This window comes from Pseudorhizobium halotolerans, assembly GCF_902153235.2.
GTDB lineage: Bacteria > Pseudomonadota > Alphaproteobacteria > Rhizobiales > Rhizobiaceae > Neorhizobium > Neorhizobium flavum.
On the sequence record NZ_CABFWE030000001.1, the window covers coordinates 257,587 to 283,942 of the forward strand.

Here is a 26,356-nt window from a genome sequence, read left to right on the forward strand (position 1 = left end):
TCAGCAGCGAAAGACGGCGCATGATGTCTCAGATCTACCTGGCAGCCATGGCGGCAACGGGCGGCGCTGCGCCGTCCGGTATCGGGCTGACGTAATCCTGGCCCTTGCGGCGACGGCGAAGGTCGGCCCAGGCGGCCTCGCGTAGATCGGCATTCTCAAGCGCGGCAAGGCCGGTCGCCGCCATAACCTTCGCGGTCGCAACCATGCCCTTGTGCGCCAAGGCGCTCTGGCCTTGGGCGACGACTTGCCAGGTATGAAGCTGCGTCCCGACCGCCAGAGTTGGACCGTAGGCCTGAACGGTGGGGACGACCCAGCTGACGTCGCCCACATCCGTGGATCCCCCCATCTGCCGGATCTCGTTGTGCGGGGGCAGGATGAAGTCGGCGAGCGGGATATCGCGCTGGTCGAGCCGCTCCTGGCTCCAGCTCGCGGCAATGTCCTCAGGCGTCAATGTCGCGCGGATCTTCTCGGCAAACGCAATATCGTCGCTGTCGAATGGGGGCGGTCCGAGGCTTTCCCAAATGCCCTGCATCGCGTCCATCAATGGCGTGTTGACGATGACGTTCGAGACGCCGGCGAGGATGGTGCTTTCCATCCGCGTTTCTGTCATCAGCGCAGCTCCTTCTGCAACCTTCTTGACCCGCTCGATCAGGGTCAGGAGCCCGCCGAGCTCCGTTGCTCGAACCACATAGCTAACCTTTGCATAAGCCTGGACGACGTTGGGCGAGATGCCGCCAGCATCGAGGATCGCATAATGGATGCGATAGTCGGACGGCATGTGCTCGCGCATGTAGTTGACGCCGACATTCATGAGTTCCACCGCGTCCAGCGCGCTGCGACCGAGCTCCGGCACGGCCGCGGCATGTGCCGCGCGGCCGAAAAAGTCGAAATCGATCCTGCAGTTGGCCAGGGATGTCTCCCGCTGTACGCCCGCGAAATTGCTGGGATGCCAGCTGATGGCGATGTCCACGTCGTCGAAGGCGCCCGATCTGACCATGAAGGCCTTGGCGGCTCCACCTTCCTCGGCCGGGCAACCGTAGTAGCGAACGCGGCCCGGGGTCCCCGTCTGTTGCAGCCAGTCCTTCAGCGCGGCGGCCGCGAGGAGGGAGGCTGATCCGAGCAGGTTGTGGCCGCAGCCATGGCCGTTGCCACCAGTTACGACCGGATCGTGGGAGGTGAGGCCGGCCTTCTGGCTGAGGCCCGCCAGTGCATCATATTCGCCGAGGAAAGCAATGACCGGGCCGCCTGCGCCGGCTTCGCCGATCAACGCCGTCGGAATGTCGGCAACATTCTCCGTGATCCGGAAGCCCTGCTTCTCCAGCATTTCGCGATGAGCGGCAGCCGACTCCGTCTCCATGTAGCAGGTTTCCGGCGTCGTCCACACACGGTCGCTGAGGTCGATGAAGGACTGCCTTTTCTGATCCACCATGTCCCATATGACCGGATGGTTCGGCGTGATGTAAGTCATTCGGCTTCGCCCCTGCTGCAGTGCCCGACGGGTGCGGACGGTACCGGTATTCCGGGACGGCCGCAAATGCAGCGGCCGAAGATGCCTGCTATTCACATCGAATTGCTCCAAGCTCAAAGCATCTCGACAAGCACGAGGTATTCGCTATGCTCCCGCGCCACAGTCCGGCCGCAATTTTCCAAGGATGCCACAAATGGTGGCAAAACGTGTCTAATTGCGGAGCATTCGAGGCACATTGTTCTTCGAAGTCCGGACGGGGCGCCCGGGAAACAGATTCACGGACGCGACAGGCAGGAGCGTAGGCCGGTCATCCGGCTGCGAGCCAAAAAGGGGTAAAGCTTGATCGTCGACCGGGTTGAGAATCCGGGTCGGCAGGAGGTGAAGCAAAAAAGACTGAAAGGATGCGAAAACCGCATCGGTACCATGTCTCAATCGGATCCGGCGCCTTGCCGGCCACAAGAACTGGGAGAATACCCGTGAAACACAAGATCACACTTACTGCAGCACTGCTGTCGGCGACCTTCTTCGCCAGCGCCGCCAGCGCAAAGACCTTCGTATACTGCTCCGAAGGCTCGCCCGAAGGCTTCGACCCGGGCATGTACACCGCCGGCACGACCTTCGATGCCTCGGCTCATCCGATCTACAGCCGTCTGATGGAATTCAAGCCCGGCACGACCGAGGCTGAACCCGGTCTCGCCGAAAGCTATGAAGTCAGCGAAGACGGCACGGTCTATACGTTCAAGCTGCGTCCGGGCGTCAAGTTCCACACGACCGAGTTCTTTACGCCGAGCCGCGAGTTCAATGCGGACGACGTCATCTTCTCGCTTGAGCGCCAGCTCAAGGCCGATCATCCGTGGAACCAGTACGTCGCCGGCACCTCCTGGGAATATGCCGCCGGCATGGGCTTCCCGGAACTGATCAAGTCGATCGAGAAGGTTGACGACCTGACCGTCAAGATCACGCTCAACCGCCCGGAAGCACCGTTCCTCGCAAACCTGGCAATGCCGTTCGCGTCGATCGCGTCCAAGGAATATGCCGACAAGCTGGAAGCCGAAGGCAAGAAGGAACAGCTGAACCAGATGCCCGTCGGCACCGGCCCGTTCTCCTTCGTCGGCTACCAGCAGGATGCGGTCATCCGCTATAAGAAGAACGCCGACTACTGGGGTGGCGCACCGAAGATCGACGATCTCGTCTTCGCAATCACCACCGATGCCGCAGTTCGCTACCAGAAGGTGAAGGCCGGCGAATGCCACCTGATGCCGTTCCCGAACGCAGCCGACGTGGAGTCGATGAAGGCTGACGAGAACCTCACCGTTCTCGAACAGGAAGGCCTGAACGTTGCCTACCTCGCCTACAACACGACCCAGGCTCCGTTCGACAAAGTCGAAGTACGCAAGGCACTCAACAAGGCGATCAACAAGGAAGCGATCGTCGACGCCGTCTTCCAGGGCATGGCGACCCCCGCCAAGAACCCCATCCCGCCGACCATGTGGTCCTATAACGACGCAATCGAAGATGACACCTACGACATTGAAGCCGCCAAGAAGATGCTTCAGGATGCAGGGGTAGAAAACCTCTCCATGAAGATCTGGGCAATGCCGGTATCGCGTCCGTACATGCTGAATGCACGGCGCGCCGCCGAAATCATCCAGGACGACTTCGCCAAGATCGGCGTCAACGTCGAGATCGTTTCCTACGAGTGGGCCGAGTATCTCGACCGCTCCAAGGCGAAGGATCGTGACGGCGCCGTCATGCTCGGCTGGACCGGCGACAATGGCGACCCGGACAACTTCCTCGACACCCTGCTCGGCTGCAATGCCGTCGGCGGCAACAACCGTGCCCAGTGGTGCAACGAGGAGTTCGACGCCCTGGTGAAGAAGGCAAAGGTCACCTCCGACCAGGCTGAGCGGACGAAGCTCTACGAAGAGGCGCAGGTCGTCTTCAAGCGTGAGGCTCCGTGGGCGACCATCGACCATTCGCTGTCGATCGTTCCGATGCGCAAGGAAGTCTCCGGCTTCGTCCAGAGCCCGCTCGGCGATTTCACCTTCGAAAACGTCGATATCGCCGAGTAATCGCGCGTAATTGATGAATCTGCCGCGGGATACGTTGCGTTTCCCGCGGCATTTGCTTTATGAGCGCCCAAAAAAATGAAGTGAAACCACTTCAAGCGCCACGTGCGGGGTTCGATACCTGACGCGGCTCAAGACACAGAAGGTTTCCTGATGTTCGGCTTTCTCCTGCGGCGTATCGCCGTTCTGATCCCGACCTTTATCGGGGTCTCGATCATTGCATTCTCGTTTATCCGGCTGTTGCCGGGCGATCCCGTCGCACTTCTCTCCGGCGAACGCGTCATGTCGCCGGAGCGGCACGCGCAGATCAGCGCCCAGCTCGGCATGGACCGGCCGCTGGTCGTTCAGTACCTGGATTATCTTGGCGGCGTCGTAACCGGCGACTTCGGCTCCTCCATCGTCTCCAAGACACCGATCCTCGACCAGTTCCTGGCGCTTTTCCCGGCAACCGTGGAATTGTCGCTCTGCGCAATCTTCCTGGCTGTCATTATCGGCATCCCTGCTGGCGTGATTGCTGCCATCAAGCGTGGCTCATTCTTTGACCAGTCGCTGATGGGAATCGCCCTAGTCGGCTATTCGATGCCGATCTTCTGGTGGGGACTTCTGCTGATCATCCTGTTCTCCGGCATCCTGCAGTGGACCCCGGTCTCGGGTCGCATCTCGCTGATGTACTTCTTCCCGCAGGTCACGGGCTTCATGCTGATCGACTCGCTCTTGTCCGGCCAGAAGGGCGCCTTCATGTCGGCGCTGAGCCACCTGGCTCTGCCGTCGATCGTGCTGGCAACCATCCCGCTCGCGGTCATCGCCCGCCAGACCCGGTCGGCAATGCTCGAAGTCCTCTCGGAAGATTATGTACGCACGGCACGTGCCAAGGGCCTGTCGCCATTCCGCGTCGTCGGCATTCATGCGCTTCGCAATGCGATGATCCCGGTCATAACCACCATCGGCCTGCAGATCGGCGTCATGCTCGCAGGTGCCATCCTGACCGAAACGATCTTCTCCTGGCCCGGTATCGGCAAGTGGATGGTCGACAGCGTCTTCCGGCGCGACTACCCGGTCATCCAGGGCGGCCTCTTGCTGATCGCCGCGATCATCATGTTCGTCAACCTGATCGTCGATCTGCTCTACGGCCTGATCAACCCCCGTATCCGGCACTAGAAGGAGAAAATCCCATGGCCGATACCATCAATGACATCGACAATTCCCCGGAAGTCATTTCGAGCGCGGCGCTGCGCCGCAAGATGCTGAAGGAATTCTGGTTCTACTTCTCCGAAAACCGCGGCGCGGTGATTGGTCTTTTCGTCTTCGTGGCGCTTGTACTGACTGCGATCTTCGCACCGCTGATTACACCGCATTCGCCCTTCCAGCAGTATCGCGACGCCGTTCTGCTTCCCCCGGCCTGGCTGGAGGGTGGCAATATGAGCTATCTTCTCGGAACCGACCCGGTCGGCCGCGACATCCTTTCGCGCCTGATCTACGGTTCGCAATACTCGCTCTTCATCGGCGTCTTCGTAACCACGCTGTCGCTGACCAGCGGCATCCTGATCGGCGTCATCGCGGGATACTATCGCGGCTGGGTCGACACCGTGATCATGAGGCTGATGGACATCATCCTCGCATTCCCGTCGCTGCTGCTGGCCCTCGTGCTGGTGGCGATCCTTGGTCCTGGGCTGATCAATGGCATGATCGCCATTGCCCTCGTGCTGCAGCCGCACTTCGTGCGCCTGACGCGCGCTGCCGTGATGACGGAAAAGACCCGCGACTATGTGACGGCATCGCGCCTCGCCGGCGCCGGTCCGTTGCGTCTGATGTTCCGCACGATCCTCCCGAACTGCACGGCACCGCTCATCGTGCAGGCGACGCTCTCCTTCTCGAACGCCATCCTCGACGCGGCGGCCCTCGGCTTCCTCGGCATGGGTGCTCAGCCGCCGGCACCGGAATGGGGTACGATGCTTGCCGAAGCGCGTGAGTTCATCCTCCGCGCCTGGTGGGTCGTCACCTTCCCGGGTCTTGCGATCCTCATCACCGTCTTGGCCATCAACCTGATGGGTGACGGTCTGCGCGACGCGCTTGACCCGAAACTGAAGAGGTCTTGATCATGGCGCTGCTGCAAATCGACAACCTCACAGTCGAATTCGAAACGGCCTCCGGCTGGTTCCGCGCCGTCGACGGCGTCTCCATCTCCGTCGAGAAGGGGGAAGTTCTGGCGATCGTGGGTGAATCCGGCTCCGGGAAATCGGTTGCCATGCTTGCGGTCATGGGCCTCCTGCCCTGGACGGCAAAGATCACAGCCGACCGGATGCTCTTCGAAGGTCGGGATATCCAGAACATTAGCGCGGCGGAGCGCCGCAAGCTGATTGGCAAGGACATCTCGATGATCTTCCAGGAGCCGATCGCAAGTCTCAACCCCTGTTTCACGGTCGGTTTCCAGATCGAAGAGGTCCTGCGCATCCATCTCGGGCTGGACAAGAAGGCACGCCGCGAGCGGGCGATCGAGCTGTTCCGGCAGGTGGGTCTTCCCAATCCGGAGGAACGGCTCAACCACTTCCCGCACCAGATGTCCGGTGGCCAGTGCCAACGCGTCATGATCGCCATTGCCATCGCCTGCGATCCCAAGCTGCTGATTGCTGACGAGCCAACCACGGCGCTTGACGTGACGATCCAGAAACAGATCCTCGATCTTCTGATGTCGCTGCAGGCGAAGAACGGCATGGGCCTCATCATGATTACCCATGACATGGGCGTGGTCGCCGAAACGGCCGATCGCGTGGTCGTCCAGTACAAGGGCAAGAAGATGGAGGAGGCCGATGTCCTCTCCCTGTTCGAAAACCCCAAGAGCAACTATACCCGGGCGCTTCTCGCCGCCCTTCCGGAAAACGCCACCGGCGACCGTCTGACAACGGTTTCCGAGTTCTTCGACGGCACGCCGGAACCCGTGGAGACACGCGCATGACCGAAGCATCGAACGACATCATGCTCGAGGTTCGCGATATCAAGCGTGACTACGAGCTTCCGGGCGGTCTCTTCAAGCCGAAGAAGATCGTTCACGCAGTCAAGGGCGTTTCATTCAAGCTGGAGCGCGGCAAGACGCTGGCGATCGTCGGCGAATCCGGCTGCGGCAAGTCGACGCTTGCTCGCATGCTGACCTTCATCGATGAACCGACAGCCGGGGACCTCATCATCGACGGCAAGAAGATCGACACGCGTCCAGGCCAGCTGACCGCTGAAATGCGCCAGAAGGTGCAGATCGTCTTCCAGAACCCCTATGGGTCGCTGAACCCGCGCCAGAAGATCGGCGACGTCCTGGGCGAGCCGCTGCTGATCAACACCAAGATGTCCGCGGAGGAGCGGCGCGACCGCGCTACCCAGATGCTGGTGAAGGTCGGGCTGGGGCCGGAGCACTACAACCGCTACCCCCACATGTTCTCGGGCGGCCAGCGGCAGCGGATCGCCATCGCCCGCGCGCTGATGCTGAACCCGAAGCTGCTGGTCCTCGACGAGCCGGTGTCCGCGCTCGACCTTTCGGTCCAGGCGCAGGTGCTGAACCTGCTTGCGGACCTGCAGGACGAGTTCGGGCTGACCTATGTCTTCATCAGCCACGACCTCTCCGTCGTCCGCTACATCGCCGACGAGGTTATGGTGATGTATTTCGGCGAGGCTGTCGAGTACGGCACCCGTGATGCAGTGTTCTCCGATCCGAAGCACGAGTACACCCGAACGCTGTTTGCCGCGACGCCGCGGGCCGATGTTGACTCCATTCGTGCCCGTGTCGCACGCAAGAAGGCGGCGACTGCGGCCTGATCACTCCACGAAGATCCTGACGCTGGCGGCACGCCCGGCAGCGTCGATCACCGTCAGCGTGGCGTAGCCGGCACCATCCGGCCTCCACTCGCTGTTACGGCGATAGGAAAGGCCCTCCAGCGGCCTACCGTTCGCCAGCCAGCGGAAAGGCGCCTTGCCTCCCTGAAGCTTGAGCGCCAGCGGCATTTCGCCGGCTTCCGACGTCAAACCGAGGTCGACCTTCGCGCCTTCCGGTGGGTAGACGATCTGCGGTGCCGGCGCGCCCACCGAGGCGGCGATCAGCCCGCCAGCCGTCATGGAGAAGCGGCGCTGGCTTATCGGCAGATCGCCTTGGGCGATCCGCATGGCGCCGGCAGGCGGCCGAGGCAGCGGCGTGTGCAGGACACCCGATCGTGCGAAGGCCTCGAAGAGGATCGGCGCCGCCGTCTGGTATCCGGAAATGCCCGGCACGGCACCGTTGTCCGCCCTACCCACCCAGACGCCGAGGACGTGTCGCCCGTCGTAGCCGACCGACCAGGCGTCGCGATAGCCATAGCTCGTGCCCGTCTTGTAGGCGATACCGAGGCGGGGACTTCCGAGCGGCGGCAGGATGTCGGACAGGATGTCGGTCACATGCCAAGCCGCCGACGGCTCCAGGAGCGGTCCACGCTCAAGCTCTCCCGGCCGGCCGGTGATCCCGTTACCGAGCCGAACGGGAGCGCCCTGGTTGGCAAGGGCCGCATAGGCCTGCACCAGATCGCCCAGCGTGATGCCCAGGCCACCGAGACCAATTGCGAGTCCAGGCGCCTCGTGCGGCGGCAGCACCGTTCGCACCTCCGCGCGGCGAAACCGCGACATCAGCCTGGATGGTCCAACCACATCGAGCAGCCTGACGGCTGGCACGTTCAACGACAACTGCAACGCATGGCGCACGGTCACATCGCCCTGATAACCCATGTCAAAATTCTTCGGCCGATATCCGAAGAAATCGGAGGGGCGGTCCTCGATGATGGTTTCCTGTGAAACCAGACCCTGCTCAAACGCGAGCCCGTAGATGAAGGGCTTCAGGGTCGAGCCAGGTGAGCGGTTCACGCGGGTCATGTCGATCCAGCCGGACCGGCTCGAATCGAAATAGTCGGAAGAGCCTACCTCGCCGATGATCTCGCCCGTCTCCCCGTCGGCCATGACCATCGCGACCCCAACCTTCGGGCTGAGCTTCGAGGCCGCCTCACGGGCGACCTCTTCCAATGCCTCCTGCACGCTTCTTCTCAGCGTCGTGCTATGTTCCTGAGCCGTCGGGTATTTGCGGATTGCTGCTTCAGCCAGATGCGCCGCATGGCTTGGAAGCTCAAGTCGCTGTCGTGGAAGAGGATCGCGGATCGCGCGCTGCAACTCGCCTTCGCCTATGACATCCGCCACGCCGGAACGCGCCAGAACCCGCTCCCGCGCCGCCATTGCTTGCGCCCACTTCCGATCCGGCCTGCGGCCTTCCGGCGCCTGCGGAAGGGCGACGAGGAGCGCTGCCTCCGCCACGGTGAGCCGGTTCGGCTCCTTCCCGAAATAGGCGAGGCTTGCTGCCCGCACGCCCTCCAGGTTGCCGCCGTAGGGTGCATGGGTCAGGTAAAGCTCAAGAATTTCATTCTTCGTGAGCCGCCGCTCGAGCTGGACCGCACGCACCACCTGCAGCAGCTTCGCCGAGAGAGACCGAGTCTCGCGCGGTTCGATCAGCCGCGCGACCTGCATCGTCAATGTTGATGCGCCCGACACGACGCGGCCATTGGTCAATAGCTGCAGGAATGCACGTCCGGCGGCAAGAGGATCAACACCAGAATGGTCGAAGAAGCGCCTGTCCTCGTAGGCGACGAGCATCCTCAAGAAACGGGGATCGACATCCTCGATCTTCGTTTCGAGGCGCCAACGCCCTTCGGCTGTCGCAAAGGCTCGGAGCAGGGCACCCTCGGCATCAACAACCTCGGGCGAAACGACGAGCGCCCGCTCCAGCGGCGGTGGATAGGCCCGGTCCGCTGCATCGAGTCCGAATGCCGTCGCCGCAGCAGCGGCGAACACCATGCCCAGTCCAACGGCAATCCTCTGGAACCTCTTCATCTCACCGGGCCGCCAAAACCTCCATACGCCCCGCTGCTGTGCGGGCGGAGAATTGCGGGCGATACATGTCCTCCACCTGCGCGGCGGGATGATCGTAGGTTCCGGGGGTCACGGCACGAACGACATAGGCGAGCGTGATATCGCGATTGTCGCCTGTGTTTCGATTGAAGGCCGCGACAAACCGGTCGTTGCGGAACTCCGTATGCGCCGGCTCGACCTCATCGATCCAGTCGAAGTTCGCGAGCTGCGCGCTGTTTACAAGGCTGGGATTGTCGATCTCGAATCCCGCAGGGAGCAGGTCCTGCACCAGGATCCGCGATGGCCAGTCATTGGTCTCCGTGATGGTCAGCACCGCAACATAACGCTCGTTCTGTCGCGCCTGGGATACATTCGCAGGCTCCCCGTCCAGTGTGTAGTAGCTCCGGTCGATGGCGAAGCCCTCCCCACCGGCGGCGAGAGGCCTGGCGGGAGCCGCGACCGTAGTGACGGTGGCCGACAGCGCCTCGTCGCCATTGTTGGTCACGGTCAGCGGGTGATCGAGCACCGCCTCACCTGCCATGCGCGTCATCAATGTCCCGGCATGCGACGCGCCGTTCACTTCGAGGTCGATGTCCTCGTCCCCTGTCTGCAAGGCGCGGGCGGCAAGCAGCATCCAGGCTTGCTCCTGGGTACTCGTGTAGCTCTTCTGTTCCCACTCCCGTGCGACGACGTCCGCAAGCGCCGGGACGATCGGCGGAACAGGCCTGCTTTCCGCGGCAAGAGCCAGCACCGCCGCGCCGTCCCGCAGGGAGGAGCCGTAATCCGACCGGACCAGGCTCACCTGATGGAGCTGCGACTGCTCCGCCATTCCCAGCGCATCGGCAAAGACCGACCGGGACCGCTGCGCATCCCCGTACAGAGCCAGCGATGCCGCGATATGCGCCTTGGCGAGCGGTGTCGGGAAGTCGCCGAGCATGGTGTCGGCGTAATAGCGAAGGTCGCTGATCGCGGCCTTGCGGTTTCGTGCGAGGACGTAAAGCGAATAGGCGATCTCGTTGCCCTGGTCGCGGATGTTGTTGGTGTAGGAAAGAGTGTTCTGCAGGTTCTCCAGCGCCTGTACCATCGCCCGCTCCGCCACATCATAGCCCTGCTCCCTTGCACGGGAGAGGAAATCGGTGACGTAGGCATCCAGCCAGAGATCGCCGCCTCCGGGCCCCCAGAGGCCGAAGCTGCCGGACGACGACTGGTTGGAGAGGATGCGGCGGATCGCATCCTGCACCCGTTGCCTCACCTCGCCGTCCTCGGTCAAGCCATTCCGGACTGCCAGTTCGCTCAGGTAGAGAAGCGGCAAGGCACGGCTCGTCGTTTGCTCGGTGCAGCCATACGGATAGCGGTCAAGACTCATCATGAGGGCCGGGATGTCGAACGCGCTCGAACGGCTGACATTGAGGCTGACGGAAGCGCCCGGGAGGATGCTATCCGCCAGAAGGTCACCGCTCACGGTCAGGCTGTTTCCGGGTGCCAGCGCGATCACCCGGCGCTCGGTCATCGGCAGCGTCGCAGGCCTTACCGGCAGGTGAAGAACCTGCCCCAGCGACACGCCTGCGGCATTGCTCAGCCGAAGGGTCACCTGCCCGGCTCCCGGCTCCAGACCGGTGAGAGGAATGGTGAGGTCCGTCCTTCCACCTGCGTCCAGCGTGAGGCTCTGTCGGGTCTCGTCCACGGAAATCGCATCATTGGTGTCGATGGCAAGCTCGTACTGGCCAGGCGCGCCGTCCGTGTTTGCGAAATCAAGCCTCAGCTCTGCCTCGTCGCCCGGCGCCAGGAAACGAGGCAGGCTAGCGGTCACGACCACCGGATCGCGAATGACGACATCCTTGACGGCATGACCCACGCCACTCCTGGACCAGGCAACCGCCATAACCCGCGCGGTCCCGTTGAATTGGGGAATGTCGAACGAGGCATTCGCCCTGCCCTCGCCATCGACGCGGACCGGTCCGGAGAAAAACGCCACCAGTTTCTCGGTCGGTGGTTCGCCCTGCAGGGCCATGCTGCCACCATCGCCTCCTGTCCGGATACGGCCCGTAGCACCGAGCGATCCATCGATGAGCCGACCGTAAATGTCGCGAATCTCCATTCCCAGCCGGCGCTGGCCAAAATACCAGTCATCGGGAGCAGGCGGTTCGTAGCGGGTCAGGTTGAGGATGCCGACATCCACGGCCGCCACGGTGACATAGGCTTCCTCGCCGACAGCGGCACCGGCGATCTGGAGCGAGATGTCGAGGGGCTGCCGCGGCAGCGTCTGATCGGGCGCGTCGAGGACGATCTCCAGGTCGCGGTCCTGTGGATCGACCTTCAGCCAGCTGACACCGATCGCCCGCATCGGCATCCGGCTCTCCTGACTGTCGCCAGGGCGGAACAAAGTTGCCGTCACATAGGCACCGGCGCCCCAATCGGCGGTAACGGGAATCTCCACCTCGCCCCCGCCGGCTGCCAGGCTCTCCGTCTGCACGGAGATGAGTTCTTCCGACCCTGCGACGATGAGCAATTCCCCCGTATGGCGGGACGCGATCTTGAGCCTTGCGGTGTCTCCAATCGCATAGCTTTGCTTGTCGAGCGCGATCTCGAGAGCGTCGGGCGTTTCGGTCGATGTCGCCGTGACGAACCAGCCCGCGTCGAACTCCACCCCCGATGCGGCGCCGATTTCGTTGTCTTCCACCTCCAGCCGATAGCGTCCCCATGTAACAGGCATGGAGATTCGCGCGCCTTCTTGTTCCAGGTCCACGCGGCCATCGGAAACCTGGCTGGTGCGGGTCACGGGCTCAAAGCGCCAGGCTGATCCCTCCCGATACCATTGGTATTCCTGCTCCACCTTCAGCAGTTTCCAGCCAAGCCCCCGGAGCGGCAGTCGCTGACCATCAGGATCAATGCCGATCAGATGAAAGTTGGCGACGGCATTTTCAGGAAGGTCACCAGTGAACTCGGGCTTTATTCCGATCCGCGCACCATCCGGCTTGACCGGCAAGGTCAGTTTCCGCTCGACTGCCCGACCTCCGGCCTCCTGCATGCGAATGACTATGTCGGCGGCGACAAGCTGCGTTGTCGCCGGAACTTCGTCGACAGAGACATCGACGTTCGCCTTCCCGTCCTCATCCAGGTCGGGAAGCCCGTCGAGCGGCAGGCGAAGGGTTTCGCTCGCCTCCTCGTCGGTCAGGCCGAACTTGTATCCCGGATAGGCTTCCCGTTCGCGGGTCGGTCTCAGCACGACCTCTCCCTCGAGCGAAAGCCCTGAAGCCGGTGCGCCGTATAGGTAGCGGCCGTCGATCGAGACAGGCACCGTGCTCCCCGGATCCACTTGGCTTGCGGTACTGGCGATATCGAACTCGATCCGATCCGGAACGAAATCATCGACAAGAAAGGATTTCTCGGCAATCGGCGAGCCCTTGGGATCGGTGAAGACCTGCATCGTCCAGGTGCCGCGCATGGCCGTTCCCAGCAGCGGCAGGTCTAGCGCATAGCCGCCGAGCTCACCCTCCCTGACCTCCCGCCGGTCCTCTACCCCATCGGGGCGCAGGAAGACGAAGGTCAGCGGCAGTCGTTCTATGGCATTGGCATCGACATCCCGGGCAAGCGCCGATGCATGGACAGTCTCGCCCGGCCGATAGATGCCGCGTTCTGTCCAGAGCATGAGATCGATTGCACCCGGGGCAGGTCTTCCCGTGACACCGCGATCGGAGAGGTCGAAGCCGGCTCGCGTCATGTCGAGGAAGACATAGTCCGAATCCCCCTTCCGCGCAGTGACCATCGCCGGCGCCGTTGACGCCGTCCCGCGGATCAGCCCCGCGGTGAAGACGGCGCGGCCATCCGCATCGGTCGTTGCGGTTCCGAGCACGTCGTTATTCTTGGCCAGCAACTGGAGCTCGATGCCCTGCAACGGCTTTGCGGATGCCAGCGATCGGGTGAAGACATGAAGGCCGTCGGTTCCGGCATAGGTAGAAAGCCCGATGTCGGAAACGACAAACCATTGGGTCGCCTTGCTGTTCCATTCCTGGCTCGGAGCATTGGCCGCTTCCGCGGTCAGCATATAGACGCCGGGCTTGCGCGCCGGTAGCGCCTCATCCACGGGGAAGCTGGTGACGACCTCCTTGTTGAGATCCTGACCCATCTCGATCGAGCCCTCCCAGACGAGCTCTCCGCTTTCCTGCTCAATCCGGGAGGCGCTGTAACCGTCCATCTGGGTAAGGAATTGCGAATTGGTCATCAGCGACACGAGGTTTCTATCGCCGACACGGTAGAGCTTGAGTTCCGCCTGGTCCGTATTGACCGAGACGAGCGGGATGCCGCGCCGCGCAGTGGACGGCAGGACGAAGGCGTCGCCGGTGAAGCGGACAGCTGGCGAGCGGTCCTTCACGTAAAGCTCAAGATCAACCTGCTGCTGCAGGTCCTCGTCCACGGAAGACGGCAGGCCGCGGCGGAGCGAGAGCGCGAGCTTCTGCCCGTGGGTCAGGCCCTCGACGCAGATCTGATTGTCGCTTGCTTCCAGAGCAGCCGGAGCCCTGCCATCGACAACGACGAACGGCGAATAGTCCGTTGCTTTCAGGAGCGGTTCTGAGAATTGAACGCAAGCACGCGGGCTGGCGCTGTCGGAATCGATGGTATTCCCGACCACCCGGAATCCCTGCCGCTCGCGCAGGTCATCATAGGCAGCCTGAACAGTTTGCGACCGCACCAGCGCCAGGCTCTCTCTGTAGGCGGTAAGGGCCGGGCGGTAGTTCTGCTGCCGTTCGAGTGCGGCGGCAAGTACGGCCAACGCGTCCGCACGGGCCTGTGCCGTCCTGCTGAGCTGGTAGCCGTTGATCGCGGCCAGCACCGCCTCGCTGGCCATCGCGTAGTTGCCGACTGCCGTCCCCGCCGCCCGCGACGTTTCCGTCCAGAGAGCACCGTCCTCTGGCATGAGAGACAAGGCACCTTTGAAGTTGTAGAGCGCGTTGTCGAGATTGCCGGCGAGAAGCTCGTTCTGGGCGATAGCCTTCAGTTCTTCCGCGCCATAACCCTGCTGATTTTCCCCCAGCGCAAGATCGGACTTGTATTCACGCGCCTCGCGCAACAGATCGTCGGACAGGAAACCAAGCCGGGTCGGAGCGCCGATATCGGGCTGTGCATCCGCCTCGACGATCTTGCCGGCGACTGCCCCCGGAAAGCTGTTGAGTTGGTCGAAGTCCGACTTGAGGAAGCACCACTGCGCCCTGACATTGTAGGTGAACGCCTTGCAGGCCTTGTCGCCGATGCAGGCCGCCTCGCACTGGGCCTGCGAGACGTTATGGACCGTGCGGAGGTCGAAGCCGAAATAATCCCCGTCCGGCGTAATCTCCAGGCGCCGCTCCGCCGCCTGGAGAGGCGCTGCCAGAGCTAGAATGGTGAGGGCAAATGCAGAGAAATCGACTATTGCGCGCTTAGACATGATGTCCCCCGAACGCTGCTATCGTGGGGGCCATCTTCTTCCTTGCGGGGCGTATGTCAATGTGGTCTCGACTGCGGCCCGGCTCCCGGCTTACGTTACCCGTTCGAGAATCGAAACGTAGTTGGCGACGGCCGCGCCACCCATGTTGAAGACGCCAGCCTTCCCGGCATTCGGCAGTTGCATGTCGCCGGCCTCGCCGCAGAGCTGCATCGCCGCCATGACGTGCATGGAGACCCCGGTGGCACCTACCGGATGCCCCTTCGATTTCAAGCCGCCAGAAGGATTGACCGGCAGCTTCCCGCCCTTTGCGGCCAGTCCCTCGCGGACGACCTTGTAGCCCTCGCCGGGCTTAGCCAATCCCATGGCCTCATATTCGATCAGCTCAGCAATTGTGAAGCAGTCATGAGTCTCGACGAAATCGAGATCATCCAGCGTCAGCCCCGCCTCCGAAAGGGACCTTTGCCAGGCAAGGCGCGCACCGTCGAACGCAATGGGATCGCGGCGCGACATGGCGAGGATGTCGTTGACATGCGTTCGGGCGCGGAAGGCAACGGCGCGCTGCATTCCTTCTGCGACGTCGGGGTGGGCGAGCACCAGGGCCGCCGCTCCGTCCGAAACGAGGGAGCAGTCGGTCCGTCGAAGCGGTGCCGCGACATAGGGATTCTTGTCGGAGACCGTGTTGCAGAAGTCGAAGGAGAAGTCCCTCTGCATGTGAGCATAGGGGTTGGCCATGCCATTTGCATGGTTCTTGGCGGCAATCATCGCCAGTTCTTCCGAACGGTCGCCGTATCGCTGGAAATAGGTGTTGGCGATCCGTCCGAAGAGTCCGGCAAAACCGCCTTCGATATCTGCTTCCTCCTCACGGAATGACGCGCCCAGAAGCACGTCCCCCGTCTCCTTGGTCGGCAAGGAGGTCATCTTCTCCGCGCCGACGACCAGCGCGACTCGGCCTCGTCCCGATGCAATGAAATCCAGCGCCGAATAGATCGCCGCCGATCCGGTCGCACAGGCGTTCTCCATCCTGGCTGCCGGCGTATGGGTGAAGCCATCTGCAGCCATGGCGACAAGCGCACCCTGAAAATCCTGTTTGGTAAAGCCGTTGTTGAAGACGCCGACAAAGATGCCATCAACGTCCTTGGCCTCGATGCCCGCATGAGCGAGCGCCGGGTTGATCACTTCCGCCATGAGCTCTCGCGTGGTGGGCGCTTCGGATTTCCCGAACTTCGAGTGTGCCCAGCCGACGATCTGTGCTGTTGTCATCTTCTTCCTCCTGCCGCATGTGTCTCCTGCACAAGTTATATGCGATCCTGGCTGGCGGTCCATTAGCAGCCGCCAGAATGCTTCCGCGCGTCTCCCGGAAGAGCGCCGGAAGGCCAGCTTGGGTGGGAAACATTGACCCTGACCCGGCTCTCCATTAGAACGCCGCCACGAGCCCTCGGACGACAGGGTGCGAACGCTCCGGAGTAAGCGGATGGCGCGACTTCCGCCACGATTGCGGACATCATCCCGAGATAGACGGAGACCGGCGGAGGCTTGGTGGCTCCGGATGGTGGTCGGGCTTTTTCTAGCCGCCTTCGGCAGCTTGATTGCCGATGCCAGCCACCTCGTCCGACCCGATACCGTCACGCATACCGATGCAATGGGATCGGACATGGCCCATCCGTCCAAGCGGGAACCCTCCCGTGTCGTGGTCATCGACGTGCGGCGCGATAGCGGGTCCGCGTCGGCATCTGCGGATGGCGGCAGCTTCCTGCCACCTCCAGCGCACTGGTCGTTCCCTGCCGATGCCCCTGGCGCTTATCGCTTCGTGGCGCCAGGCGGGACAGCAGGCACCGGTGCCTCGCCATTCCAACCGCGAGCACCTCCGGCCGCGGCCTGACGCGTGGATGAAAGATCATCCGCAGGCTAGAAAATCAGCGCCCCGGCCGCGTGATGCGCCGCGAGGGCCGAGCAGGAACAATGACATGAGAAATTCTCCCTGGGTGGTGGCGACTTACGCCTTCATCATCTTCATCGGCATATTGGTTGCCTTGCCGAACGTGCTTTCCCAAAGCGCTCTCGATCGCCTGCCGTCGTGGCTGCCGCATGACCGCGTCTCGCTTGGCCTCGACCTTCGCGGCGGCTCGCACCTTGTGCTGGAAGTGGATCGCGCCGACCTCGTCAACGAGCGACTCCAGAACTTGCTGCAGGACAGCCGCCGGGTGCTTCGCGACAACGGGATCGACGTGGCAGGAGTGCGTCGCAGTGGAGATGCCATCACGGTGACGCTGCGCGACCCCGCGCAACGCGGAGCCGCCGTCGACCAGTTGGAAACCCTTGCCAATCCCGTGGGCCTCGGCACCGCGGTGGGGCAGACGGACCTGAGCATCCGGACTCCGGCCGACAACACCATCACGCTCGCCTACACCGAAGCCGGCATCACGTCGCACGGCAGTGCGGCTGTCGAGCAGAGCCTCGAGATCATCCGCCAGCGCGTCGATCAGGTGGGCGTGGCAGAGCCGACCATCCAGCGGGTAGGCGACGACCGGGTCCTGGTTCAGCTGCCTGGGGAGCAGGATCCCTCGCGGCTGCGGCAGTTGCTCGGCTCCACTGCGAAGATGAGCTTCCATCTGCTGGGCAATCAGGGCGAGCCGGGGGTCACCATGCTGGCCGACGACCAGGGTCAGCAGTTCCCGGTTCTCGACCGGGTGGAACTGTCCGGCGATCGTCTGACCGATGCACGCGCTGCCTTCGACCAGCAGACCAACGAGCCCGTCGTAAACTTCCGCTTCGACACCGCCGGTGCAAGCCGCTTCGCCCAGATCACCCAAGCGAATGTCGGACGTCCCTTCGCAATTGTCTTGGACAACAAGGTGCTGAGCGCTCCTGTCATCCGCCAGCCGATCACCGGTGGCTCGGGACAAATTTCCGGCGGCTTCTCCGTCGAGGAGGCCAACACGCTTGCCGCGCTGCTTCGCGCAGGCGCACTGCCGGCAAAACTTACCGTCATCGAAGAGCGTACCGTCGGCGCCGACCTCGGTTCCGATGCCATCGAGATGGGGATCTTCACCGGCTTCATCGGCTTCGGTCTGGTGGTCGGCTTCCTTCTGCTGCTCTATAGCGGCTGGGGCCTGATCGCCAACGTCGCTCTCTTCATCAATGTCATCCTGACCTTCGCCGCGCTGACGCTGCTCGGGGCGACGCTTACTCTGCCTGGTATCGCGGGTATCGTCCTCGGCATCGGTATCGCCGTTGATGCGAACGTTCTCATCAACGAGCGCATCAAGGAGGAAAGCCGGAAAGGCCGGAGCGCCTTCGCCGCGATCGACGCCGGCTTCCAGCGTGCCTACTCGACCATCGTCGACAGTAACGTCACGACGCTGATTGCAACGGTCCTGCTGTTCTGGTTCGGCTCCGGGCCGGTTCGCGGCTTCGCGATCACCATGGGCCTCGGCATCATCATCTCGATGTTCACCGCAGTTGCGATCGTTCGCATCGCGATGGTGTGGGTGGCCGGAAGGAGGAAGCTCAAGAAGATCGAGATCAAGCCGCTTCTACCCATCAACCTGGTTCCGGATGGCACGCAGATCCGGTTCATGAAGGCACGGTTCTTCGGGATTGGTGTCTCGCTCTTCCTTTCCGTCGCGTCGATCATCCTGTTCTTCACACCCGGGCTCAACTACGGCGTGGACTTCAAGGGCGGGATCCAGATGGAGGTTGCGACAGAAGGTCCGGCTGACCTTGCTGCCTTCCGCAGCGGTCTGGGCGAACTCGGGCTTGGCGAGGTGGCACTTCAGGAATTCGGCAGCTCCAATCACATTCTCGTTCGTGTCGAGCGGCAGCCGGGAGGCGAGGAGGCGCAAACGGCTGCTGTGGAGCAGTTGCGGGCCGAGGTGGTCAACATCGATCCCACCTCAAAGGTGGAGCGGACGGAAGTTGTCGGGCCGAAGGTCAGCGACGAACTGGCAACGGCAGGCATTCTCTCCGTCGTGCTGGCTGCACTGGCGATGCTCATCTACATCTGGGTGCGCTTCGAGTGGCCCTTCGCTGTGGGCGCGATCGCCACGTTGATTCTCGACGTCACCAAGACCATCGGCTTCTTCGCCATTACCGGGCTCGATTTCAACCTGACGGCAATCGCGGCAGTCCTCACCCTCGTAGGCTATTCGGTCAACGACAAGGTGGTGGTCTACGACCGGATGCGCGAAAACATGCGTCTCTACAAGAAGATGCCACTCCGCGAATTGATCGACCGATCGATCAACGAGACATTGGCACGAAGCCTCTACACATCCGCCACGACCTTCCTGGCGATGATCCCGATGGCGATCTGGGGCGGCAGCGCCGTTTCGAGCTTCGCCATTCCGATGGTCTTCGGTATCGTCATCGCGACATCGTCCTCTGTCTTCATTGCGGCGCCGATCCTGCTCTTCCTCGGAGACTGGCGCACCCGCCGCGCCAAGGCAGCCGCGGAGGTTGCTGAGGACACGGCGCTGGAGGACAGTGAACGGCCAAAGCAAGCCTGAGACCGAAGCAGACATCGGAAGGGGCGGGTGCTGCATCCGCCCCTTTTTTCTTTAGTCGAATCGGAAGGAGACGATACTGGCCGCCTATGTCGCGCTGTTTGCGGCCGCCTTCCTGGCCGCGACGATCTTTCCTATGCAGTCGGAGGCGATTCTCGTCGGCTTGATCTTGTCCGGCGACTATTCCACGCCGGCCGTGGTCGCCGTGGCATCGGTCGGCAACACGTTGGGAGCGGTCGTCAACTGGGCGCTTGGACGTGGTATCGAGCAGTTCCGTAACCGCCGCTGGTTTCCGGCATCACCCGAGAAGCTCGGAAAGGCGCGCAACTGGTACCACCGCTATGGAAAGTGGTCGCTCCTGTTGAGCTGGCTTCCAATCGGAGGCGACGCAATCACGGTTATTGCCGGCGTCCTTCGGGAGCCGCTGCCAACCTTCCTGCTGCTGGTCTTCATCGGCAAGGGGGCGCGCTACCTCGTACTGGCTGCCGCGACCAACGGGCTGCTTTGACTCACCATGCGGCCTTGTAGATTGCCAGCGCGTCCAATTCTCCCACCGGTCGCGGATTGTTGACCAGAAGCCGCGTCTGCTTCATCGCGTCCGCCGCCATGGCCGGCAGATGCTCCTCACCGATACCGACATCACGCAGGCGCTGTGGCAGGGCAAGGCGCGCAGAGAGCCCCTCGAGACAATCGATGAATGCCCTGCAACGGGCCTTGATGTCCCGCTCCCCGGCGAGGTGCGGAAAGGCATCGACTGCGATGTCCGCATAGGCTGTCTCTGCCTGAGGTGCGTTGAAGCGCAGCACATGCGGAAGGACGAGTGCGTTCGAAAGCCCGTGCGGCACGTGGAAACGGCCGCCGATCGGATAGGCGAGCGCATGCACGGCGGCGACGGGCGAGTTGGCGAAGGCCTGACCCGCCAGCATCGAGCCAAGCAGCATGGCGCCGCGTGCTTCCCGATCCGCGCCATCGAGGACCGCGCGTTCGAGGTTGGCGCCCAGCAACTGCAGCGCCTGTCGCGCCAGCATTTTGGACAAGGGATTGTTGTTTGCGTTAAGCGAAGCGTACGCTTCGATGGCATGCACCATGGCGTCGATTCCGGTGGCGGCCGTGATCGCTGGCGGAAGGCCAAGTGTCAGGTCCGGATCAAGAACGGCGATGTCCGGCAGCAGGATCGGCGAGGAGATGCCGCGCTTTTCGTCAGCCTCAACGGTGATGATGGAAACCGGCGTCACTTCCGATCCCGTGCCGGCGGTGGTTGGCACCAGAACGAGCGGCATGCGCGGCCCCTTCGCGTTCCCTACACCCCAGGCTTCATCGATGTCCTCGCCGGAGCCGAGCAGCAGGGCTGCAATCTTCGCGACGTCAAGCGAAGAGCCGCCGCCGAAGCCGACCACGCCCGTGACACCGGCCGCCTGACCGGTTTGCACCGCCTTCAGCACCGTGGCGAGCGAAGGATCGGCCTCTACTCCATCGAACACAGTCGCCGAGACGCCGGCTTCCGACAGGGACTGCAGGGCTGCATCGCATAGGCCCAGTCTGCGCAGGCCCACATCCGTCACGAGCAGAATGCGAGAGCCGCAGCGTCCATCGACAATTGTGCCGAGATCGCTTGCGCCGCCGGGCCGAAAGACGATCCGGGCGGTTGTAGCGAAGACGAACGGTTCCATGCACTCCTCCCGGCATTGCACCGGAAGGCATGTCCCGGCAGGCCATCAAAGCCGCACCGGGGAGCAATGGCAAGGCCCGACGGTACCGACCGTCAGCCGATCGCCATGAGGCTGGCATTGCCGCCGGCTGCCGCCGTGTTCACCGAGGTGGACACTTCTTCAAGGAGCCAGCTGAGGCAATAGGCATCCGCTCTTTCCTCAAGAGCCTGCGCTTGCGCCGCCTGCACCAGCACCAGCGGACCCGGAATTTGGGTGATCCGCGCGGTCATTGTCCGCACCCGCTCCGGTTCACCTTCCACCAGCGCACCGGCATAGGGCCCTTCGGTCGACCAGTCGCTCGACCATCTGAGCCGGGCAGCGGCGCTAACCGGCAGGGTCGCAGCGATCGGTCTCAGCCCGGCAGCCTCGTCGATCACCGCGTGGTTGCCTGTGGCCAACACCGCCCCCAGCTGGTGCAGCAACCCAGTCTCCGTCTCCGGCGCAAGCAGGATGCGCCCCCTGGGGTGGAGAGCGTAGAGATTATTTTCGCCGACCGGCCCGGGAAGCTGGATATCGAGACCAAGTGTCGAGGCGCTGCCCATGGCAGCAGCGATCTCGGCCATCTCGGCCTCGCCTGTTGCCTGCAGCCAGCGCACATAGTCAAGCAGCACCGGGTCGGTGTGGACGGAACTGTGCTGAGGCGGCACTGGCGGATTTTCCACCAGCCGGCCGAGATAAAGCGGTCCGCCAGCTTTCGGCCCGGTGCCAGAAAGCCCGCGTCCGCCAAACGGCTGCACACCCACCACGGCGCCGATGATGTTGCGGTTGACATAGAGATTGCCCGCCCTGATGCGGCTCGTCACATGCGCAATGGTCTCGTCGAGCCGCGTGTGGAGCCCGAACGTTAACCCGTAGCCTGTTGCGTTGATGTCATCGATCAGCCTGTCGAGTTCATTGCGGCGATAGCGGATCACGTGCAGGACAGGGCCGAATACCTCCCGCTCCAGGTCCTTCAACGACTGCAATTCGATCATCGTCGGCGACACGAAAGTGCCTGCCGCTGTTTCCGCAGGCAGCTCGACCTGCTCGACTCTGCGCCCCAGACCGCGCATCTTCTCGATATGGGATTCGATCGACGTTTTCGCTTCTTCGGTGATGACCGGACCTATGTCGACGCTGAGACGATCCGTACGGCCGATCGACAGTTCCTGCAAAGCGCCCTTGAGCATGGTCAGTGTCCGCTCCGCGACTTCCTCCTGCAGGCAGAGGACGCGGAGTGCGGAGCAACGCTGGCCCGCACTGTCGAAGGCAGAGGCAATGACATCGGCCACCACCTGCTCGGCAAGAGCCGAGGAGTCGACGATCATGGCATTCTGCCCGCCGGTTTCGGCGATCAGCGGGATTGGCTTGCCGTTCGGCAGCAACCGGTCGGAGAGCTGTCGCTGGATAACGCGGGCAACCTCTGTGGATCCGGTGAACATCACTCCGCAGGTTTCCGCAGCACCGACCAATGCCGCGCCAACCCGCCCGTCCCCCGGGACGAGCTGCAGGACACGCTCCGGAACGCCGGCTTCGTGCAGAAGGCGAATGGCTTCTGCGGCAATGAGCGGCGTCTCCTCGGCAGGCTTCGCCAGCACCGGGTTGCCGGCGACAAGTGCCGCTGCCACCTGACCCGTGAAGATCGCCAGTGGAAAGTTCCAGGGGCTGATGCAGACGATCGGGCCAAGCGGCTTGTGCGCCGCCCCCAGTGTCCGTCGTGCCTGCGCTGCGTAGTAACGCAGAAAATCGACGGCCTCGCGTACTTCGGCAATGGCATTGGCAAGCGACTTACCAGCCTCGCGCATGATCAATCCCAGCAGGACCTGCATGCGCGCCTGCATCAGGTCCGCCGCCCGCTCCAGCTGTGCGGCCCGCTCAGCCGGAGCGACAGCCGACCATTCCAGCGCGATTTCAGCCGCCAACCGGACTGCTCCTTGCGCCTCCTCCTCACTCGCCTCGATCACCTGGCCGACCACATCCGCATGATCGGCAGGATTCAAAACCGCCCGCGCGATCCCGCTCGGGCGCATGCCTTCAACCAATGGAACCGCCGACCAGTTCATGGTGGCGCTTCGCTGCAGCTCTGCACTGAGTGCAGCCAAGGTCTCTTCGTTCGAAAGATCGAGACCGGAGGAGTTTGGCCGGGCCTTCCCGAAGATATCCCGCGGCAGCGCGATTTGGTCGTGCCGCGAACCTGGACTGGCCATGGCGCGGACCACGGATACCGGATCGGCGACAAGCTCTTCGACCGAGACCGTCTCGTCGGCGATGCGGTTGACGAAGGACGAGTTCGCACCGTTCTCCAGCAGCCGTCGAACGAGATAAGCAAGCAGCGTCTCGTGCGTGCCAACCGGCGCATAGATGCGACAGGGCCTGTCAAGCTTGTCGGCGCCGACGACCTCCTCGTAGAGCGGCTCGCCCATCCCATGCAGGCACTGGAACTCATACTTGCCGACGTGGAAGTCCGGTCCAGCGAGATGATAAATTGTCGAAAGCGTCTGCGCGTTGTGCGTGGCGAACTGAGGGAAGACGAACTCGGTGGCTCCAAGCAGTTTCCTGGCACAGGCGATGTAGGAAACATCCGTGTGCACCTTGCGCGTGAAGACTGGAAAATCCTCCAGCCCGTCCAGCTGGGCACGCTTGATCTCGGCGTCCCAATAGGCACCCTTCACCAGCCGCACCATGACGCGATGGCCTGAGCGACGAGCGAGATTGACGATGAAGTCGAGCACGAAGGGGCAGCGTTTGCCGTAGGCCTGCACCACAAACCCGATGCCGTCCCAACCGGAGAGATCCGGATCGAGGCACAGCTCCTCCAGAAGGTCGAGCGACAGCTCCAGCCGGTCGGCCTCCTCGGCGTCGATGTTGAGCCCGATGTCGTAGCCTTTGGCGAGCAGCGCCAATGCCTTCACCTTGGGCAGGAGTTCGCCCATGACGCGGGATGCCTGCGACCGCGTGTAACGCGGATGCAGTGCAGACAGCTTGATGGAGATCCCCGGACCCTCGTAGATGCCACGCCCGTTCGAGGCCTTGCCGATCGCATGGATCGCGGTCTCATAGTCGCGGAAGTAGCGCTCGGCATCCGCCGCGGTCGTGGCCGCTTCTCCCAGCATGTCGTAGGAATAGCGGAAGCCGTGTTCCTCCAGGTCGCGTGACCGCTTCAGCGCCTCGTCAATCGTCTCGCCGGTGACGAACTGCTCGCCCATCATGCGCATCGCCATATCGACACCGCGCCGAATGACCGGCTCACCGCAACGGGCAATGAGCCGCGTCAGCGCCGCGGAGAGGCCGCGGTCGTTGACCGTGGCCGTCAGCTTGCCGGTGACGACGAGGCCCCAGCTCGCCGCATTGACGAATAGCGATCGGCCGCCGCCGACATGCGACTTCCAGTCGCCGGCGGAGATCTTGTCGCGGATGAGGGCATCGCGCGTGGCTGTGTCGGGGATGCGAAGCAGCGCCTCCGCAAGGCACATCAGTGCCACGCCCTCCTGGCTCGACAGCGAGTACTCGTGCACCAGTCCCTCGACGCCGGAGCCGGTATGCTTCGCGCGAAGCGCGGTGATCAGCTTCCGGGCGGTATCCCTGATATCGAGGCGCATAGTTTCCGGCAGCGTCGCCCCTTCCAGCAGCGGCTGCAGGCATTCCGGCTCTGGCCGGCGGTAGGCGGCCGTGATTGCCTGCCGAAGTGGCGTCTGCGGCCGGATGGGCGGTGCGAAATCGGCAAAGGGCGTTCCGCCCGGGTGAGTGTTGGAACGAAGCTGGGCCTGGCTGGACATCGGGCTCTTCCGAAGGTGAAACGACGATGCCTAAATAATACTTCGGAGCAGGACGGACGACAGACTTTTCAGGGCCAGCATGATAGACTAATCGTCTTTTAATGGCATCAAGATAAAGGCAATTTCCTATGCAGATCCCAAAAGATAGCCCAACTGATGCATTCGATCGGAAGATCCTGGAGATAGTCTCCGAAGACGGGAGGATCGCGGTTACCGAACTCGCGAACCGTATTGGTCTCTCAAAGACCCCGTGCGCCGCGCGGCTCAAACGCCTTATTGAAGAGGGCTACATCCTGGGCTTCCGGGCGATGCTCGATCCTCAGAAGCTCGGGCTCGAGCATGTGGCTTTCGCGGAAGTGACCCTGTCGGACACCCGGGAGAAAGCCTTGGCGGAATTCAACCAGGCCGTCCGGAAGATCAGGGAAGTGGAGGAGTGCCATATGATCGCCGGGCGTTTCGACTACCTCCTGAAGGTCCGCACGCCGAACATCCGCCGCTACCGCGAAATTCTCGGCGAGAAAATCTCCAGCCTGCCGCATGTGGCAAGCACCTCGACCTCGGTCGCCATGCAGTCGGTGAAGGAACGCTGAAGCCTAGAGGCTGCGGATGAAGAGCAGCGGGTCGCCGCCGAACAGCCAGGCGTGCCCGCCCGCCAGCAGCCATGCAGCCAGAACCGCCGTACCGACCACTGCCAGGAGCATCGGCATGTCGAACCGCAGCCGTGCCCGCCCCTGCAGGATCGCCGCGAAAGGAACAATCGACGTATCCGCTGCCATCTCCGTTAAGGCGTCACCGTGCTTCTTGCGGCTGCGTTTCTCCATCATCGCCATGCTGCCGGCGCTGAAAATCGCAAAGCCTCCGAAGAGGAGCAGCGAACGCAGGTCGCCGTTCGGCGGAATATGGCCGAGCGCCCAAAGGACGAAGCCCCACAGTACCGGATGTCGCGTCACCGCAACGATGGCGCCCGGCTCGCCCCCTCCGCGCCGCGCGGTGGTCGAAAACGGGTTCCGGCTCAAGAGCCCGGCAAGAACGAAGAAAAGGCCCAGCGGTGCTGCGGCGAAGGCCACATGTCCTTGCCATGCGGCAGGCACCCACAGTTCGATGTAGTCAAGATTGAACGCAGAATAGAACAGCCAGGCCAGTGCGACCAGCGAGATGGCGGAGTAGAGCGCGATATAGGTGCCGTGTCCAAGGTGCGACACGAGCGTTCCCCGGATGTGGGGCGACGCAGGAATGGAGTGAAGGGCGACGAAAACGGTGAACGCCGCCAGGAATTGCGTCATCGCCGGACCTCGTCTCGATCGGCCGCGGCTATTGCTGCAGGAACAGCACCGCCGCTATTGCGACCGAAAATAGGACGGCGGCGAAGGAGCTGTAGCCCTGCAGCACGCCCATTCTCCTGAGTGCGATCGCGAAGGCAACGATGATCGGGGTGGCAAGCGCAAGGCCGACTTGGGCATCAGTCATCTTGGAACATCCTTTTTGCGCCCATTCTAGGCGCCAAACCTTCACCGTCTTTGCGATTTG

General features: G+C 62.9%; 17 protein-coding genes. 9 read left to right on the forward strand and 8 right to left on the reverse strand.

Annotated features, from left to right (window positions below; all coding sequences use genetic code 11):
- Positions 1 to 34 precede the first annotated feature (34 nt).
- Positions 35 to 1,468 carry an amidohydrolase gene (locus FN060_RS01245; RefSeq protein WP_142586525.1) on the reverse strand — a complete coding sequence of 478 codons (1,434 nt, stop codon included), beginning with the start codon at positions 1,466 to 1,468 and terminating at the stop codon, positions 35 to 37.
- 476 nt (positions 1,469 to 1,944) lie between these two features.
- On the opposite strand from FN060_RS01245, the gene FN060_RS01250 reads away from it, so the two are divergent.
- The 5 genes from FN060_RS01250 (at position 1,945) to FN060_RS01270 (ending at position 7,338) form a co-directional block, all read left to right on the forward strand.
- A complete protein-coding gene (locus tag FN060_RS01250) occupies positions 1,945 to 3,540 on the forward strand; it encodes an ABC transporter substrate-binding protein (protein WP_142586526.1) in 1,596 nt (531 codons plus the stop codon).
- A 150-nt stretch (positions 3,541 to 3,690) separates the two neighbouring features.
- A complete protein-coding gene (locus FN060_RS01255) occupies positions 3,691 to 4,695 on the forward strand; it encodes an ABC transporter permease subunit (RefSeq protein WP_142586527.1) in 1,005 nt (334 codons plus the stop codon).
- A 14-nt stretch (positions 4,696 to 4,709) separates the two neighbouring features.
- Positions 4,710 to 5,633, forward strand: coding sequence for an ABC transporter permease subunit (locus FN060_RS01260; protein WP_142586528.1), 924 nt, complete (start codon positions 4,710 to 4,712; stop codon positions 5,631 to 5,633).
- A gap of 2 nt (positions 5,634 to 5,635) precedes the next feature.
- Entirely contained in the window at positions 5,636 to 6,490 is an 855-nt protein-coding gene (locus FN060_RS01265; protein WP_082077750.1) for an ABC transporter ATP-binding protein, read from the forward strand.
- Positions 6,487 to 7,338 carry a dipeptide ABC transporter ATP-binding protein gene (locus FN060_RS01270; protein ID WP_052640577.1) on the forward strand — a complete coding sequence of 284 codons (852 nt, stop codon included), beginning with the start codon at positions 6,487 to 6,489 and terminating at the stop codon, positions 7,336 to 7,338. Before FN060_RS01265 ends, FN060_RS01270 begins: the two co-directional genes overlap by 4 nt.
- Here FN060_RS01270 and pbpC read toward each other — a convergent pair whose 3' ends face one another.
- The 3 genes from pbpC to FN060_RS01285 all read right to left on the reverse strand — a co-directional run bounded on the left by pbpC (position 7,339) and on the right by FN060_RS01285 (position 16,123).
- Positions 7,339 to 9,423, reverse strand: a complete 2,085-nt coding sequence (gene pbpC, locus FN060_RS01275) for a penicillin-binding protein 1C (protein WP_142586529.1) — start codon at positions 9,421 to 9,423, stop codon at positions 7,339 to 7,341.
- Position 9,424: 1 nt separating this feature from the next.
- Positions 9,425 to 14,863, reverse strand: a complete 5,439-nt coding sequence (locus tag FN060_RS01280; protein WP_142586530.1) for an alpha-2-macroglobulin family protein — start codon at positions 14,861 to 14,863, stop codon at positions 9,425 to 9,427.
- A gap of 90 nt (positions 14,864 to 14,953) precedes the next feature.
- Positions 14,954 to 16,123 (reverse strand): acetyl-CoA acetyltransferase, encoded by a 1,170-nt coding sequence (locus FN060_RS01285; protein ID WP_142586531.1) that lies wholly within the window; start codon positions 16,121 to 16,123, stop codon positions 14,954 to 14,956.
- 286 nt (positions 16,124 to 16,409) lie between these two features.
- Between FN060_RS01285 and FN060_RS01290 the strand changes: the two genes are divergently transcribed.
- The 3 genes from FN060_RS01290 to FN060_RS01300 all read left to right on the forward strand — a co-directional run bounded on the left by FN060_RS01290 (position 16,410) and on the right by FN060_RS01300 (position 19,873).
- A complete protein-coding gene (locus FN060_RS01290) occupies positions 16,410 to 16,742 on the forward strand; it encodes a hypothetical protein (protein ID WP_142586532.1) in 333 nt (110 codons plus the stop codon).
- 85 nt (positions 16,743 to 16,827) lie between these two features.
- Positions 16,828 to 19,368 carry a protein translocase subunit SecD gene (gene secD, locus FN060_RS01295; RefSeq protein WP_142586533.1) on the forward strand — a complete coding sequence of 847 codons (2,541 nt, stop codon included), beginning with the start codon at positions 16,828 to 16,830 and terminating at the stop codon, positions 19,366 to 19,368.
- Between the two features lie 133 nt (positions 19,369 to 19,501).
- Positions 19,502 to 19,873, forward strand: coding sequence for a YqaA family protein (locus FN060_RS01300; RefSeq protein WP_142586534.1), 372 nt, complete (start codon positions 19,502 to 19,504; stop codon positions 19,871 to 19,873).
- Between the two features lies 1 nt (position 19,874).
- Here the strand turns inward: FN060_RS01300 and FN060_RS01305 are convergent, their stop codons facing one another.
- Positions 19,875 to 21,035 carry an iron-containing alcohol dehydrogenase gene (locus tag FN060_RS01305; protein WP_142586535.1) on the reverse strand — a complete coding sequence of 387 codons (1,161 nt, stop codon included), beginning with the start codon at positions 21,033 to 21,035 and terminating at the stop codon, positions 19,875 to 19,877.
- Positions 21,036 to 21,127: 92 nt separating this feature from the next.
- Positions 21,128 to 24,829 carry a trifunctional transcriptional regulator/proline dehydrogenase/L-glutamate gamma-semialdehyde dehydrogenase gene (putA, locus tag FN060_RS01310; RefSeq protein ID WP_142586536.1) on the reverse strand — a complete coding sequence of 1,234 codons (3,702 nt, stop codon included), beginning with the start codon at positions 24,827 to 24,829 and terminating at the stop codon, positions 21,128 to 21,130.
- 128 nt (positions 24,830 to 24,957) lie between these two features.
- Between putA and FN060_RS01315 the strand changes: the two genes are divergently transcribed.
- Positions 24,958 to 25,419 (forward strand): Lrp/AsnC family transcriptional regulator, encoded by a 462-nt coding sequence (locus FN060_RS01315; RefSeq protein ID WP_142586537.1) that lies wholly within the window; start codon positions 24,958 to 24,960, stop codon positions 25,417 to 25,419.
- 3 nt (positions 25,420 to 25,422) lie between these two features.
- Here FN060_RS01315 and FN060_RS01320 read toward each other — a convergent pair whose 3' ends face one another.
- Together FN060_RS01320 and FN060_RS01325 are read right to left on the reverse strand one after the other, a co-directional pair.
- On the reverse strand, positions 25,423 to 26,112 hold the full coding sequence (locus tag FN060_RS01320) for an NnrU family protein (RefSeq protein WP_142586538.1): 690 nt from the start codon (positions 26,110 to 26,112) through the stop codon (positions 25,423 to 25,425).
- 28 nt (positions 26,113 to 26,140) lie between these two features.
- On the reverse strand, positions 26,141 to 26,296 hold the full coding sequence (locus tag FN060_RS01325) for a hypothetical protein (RefSeq protein ID WP_183949722.1): 156 nt from the start codon (positions 26,294 to 26,296) through the stop codon (positions 26,141 to 26,143).
- Between the last annotated feature and the right edge of the window lie 60 nt (positions 26,297 to 26,356).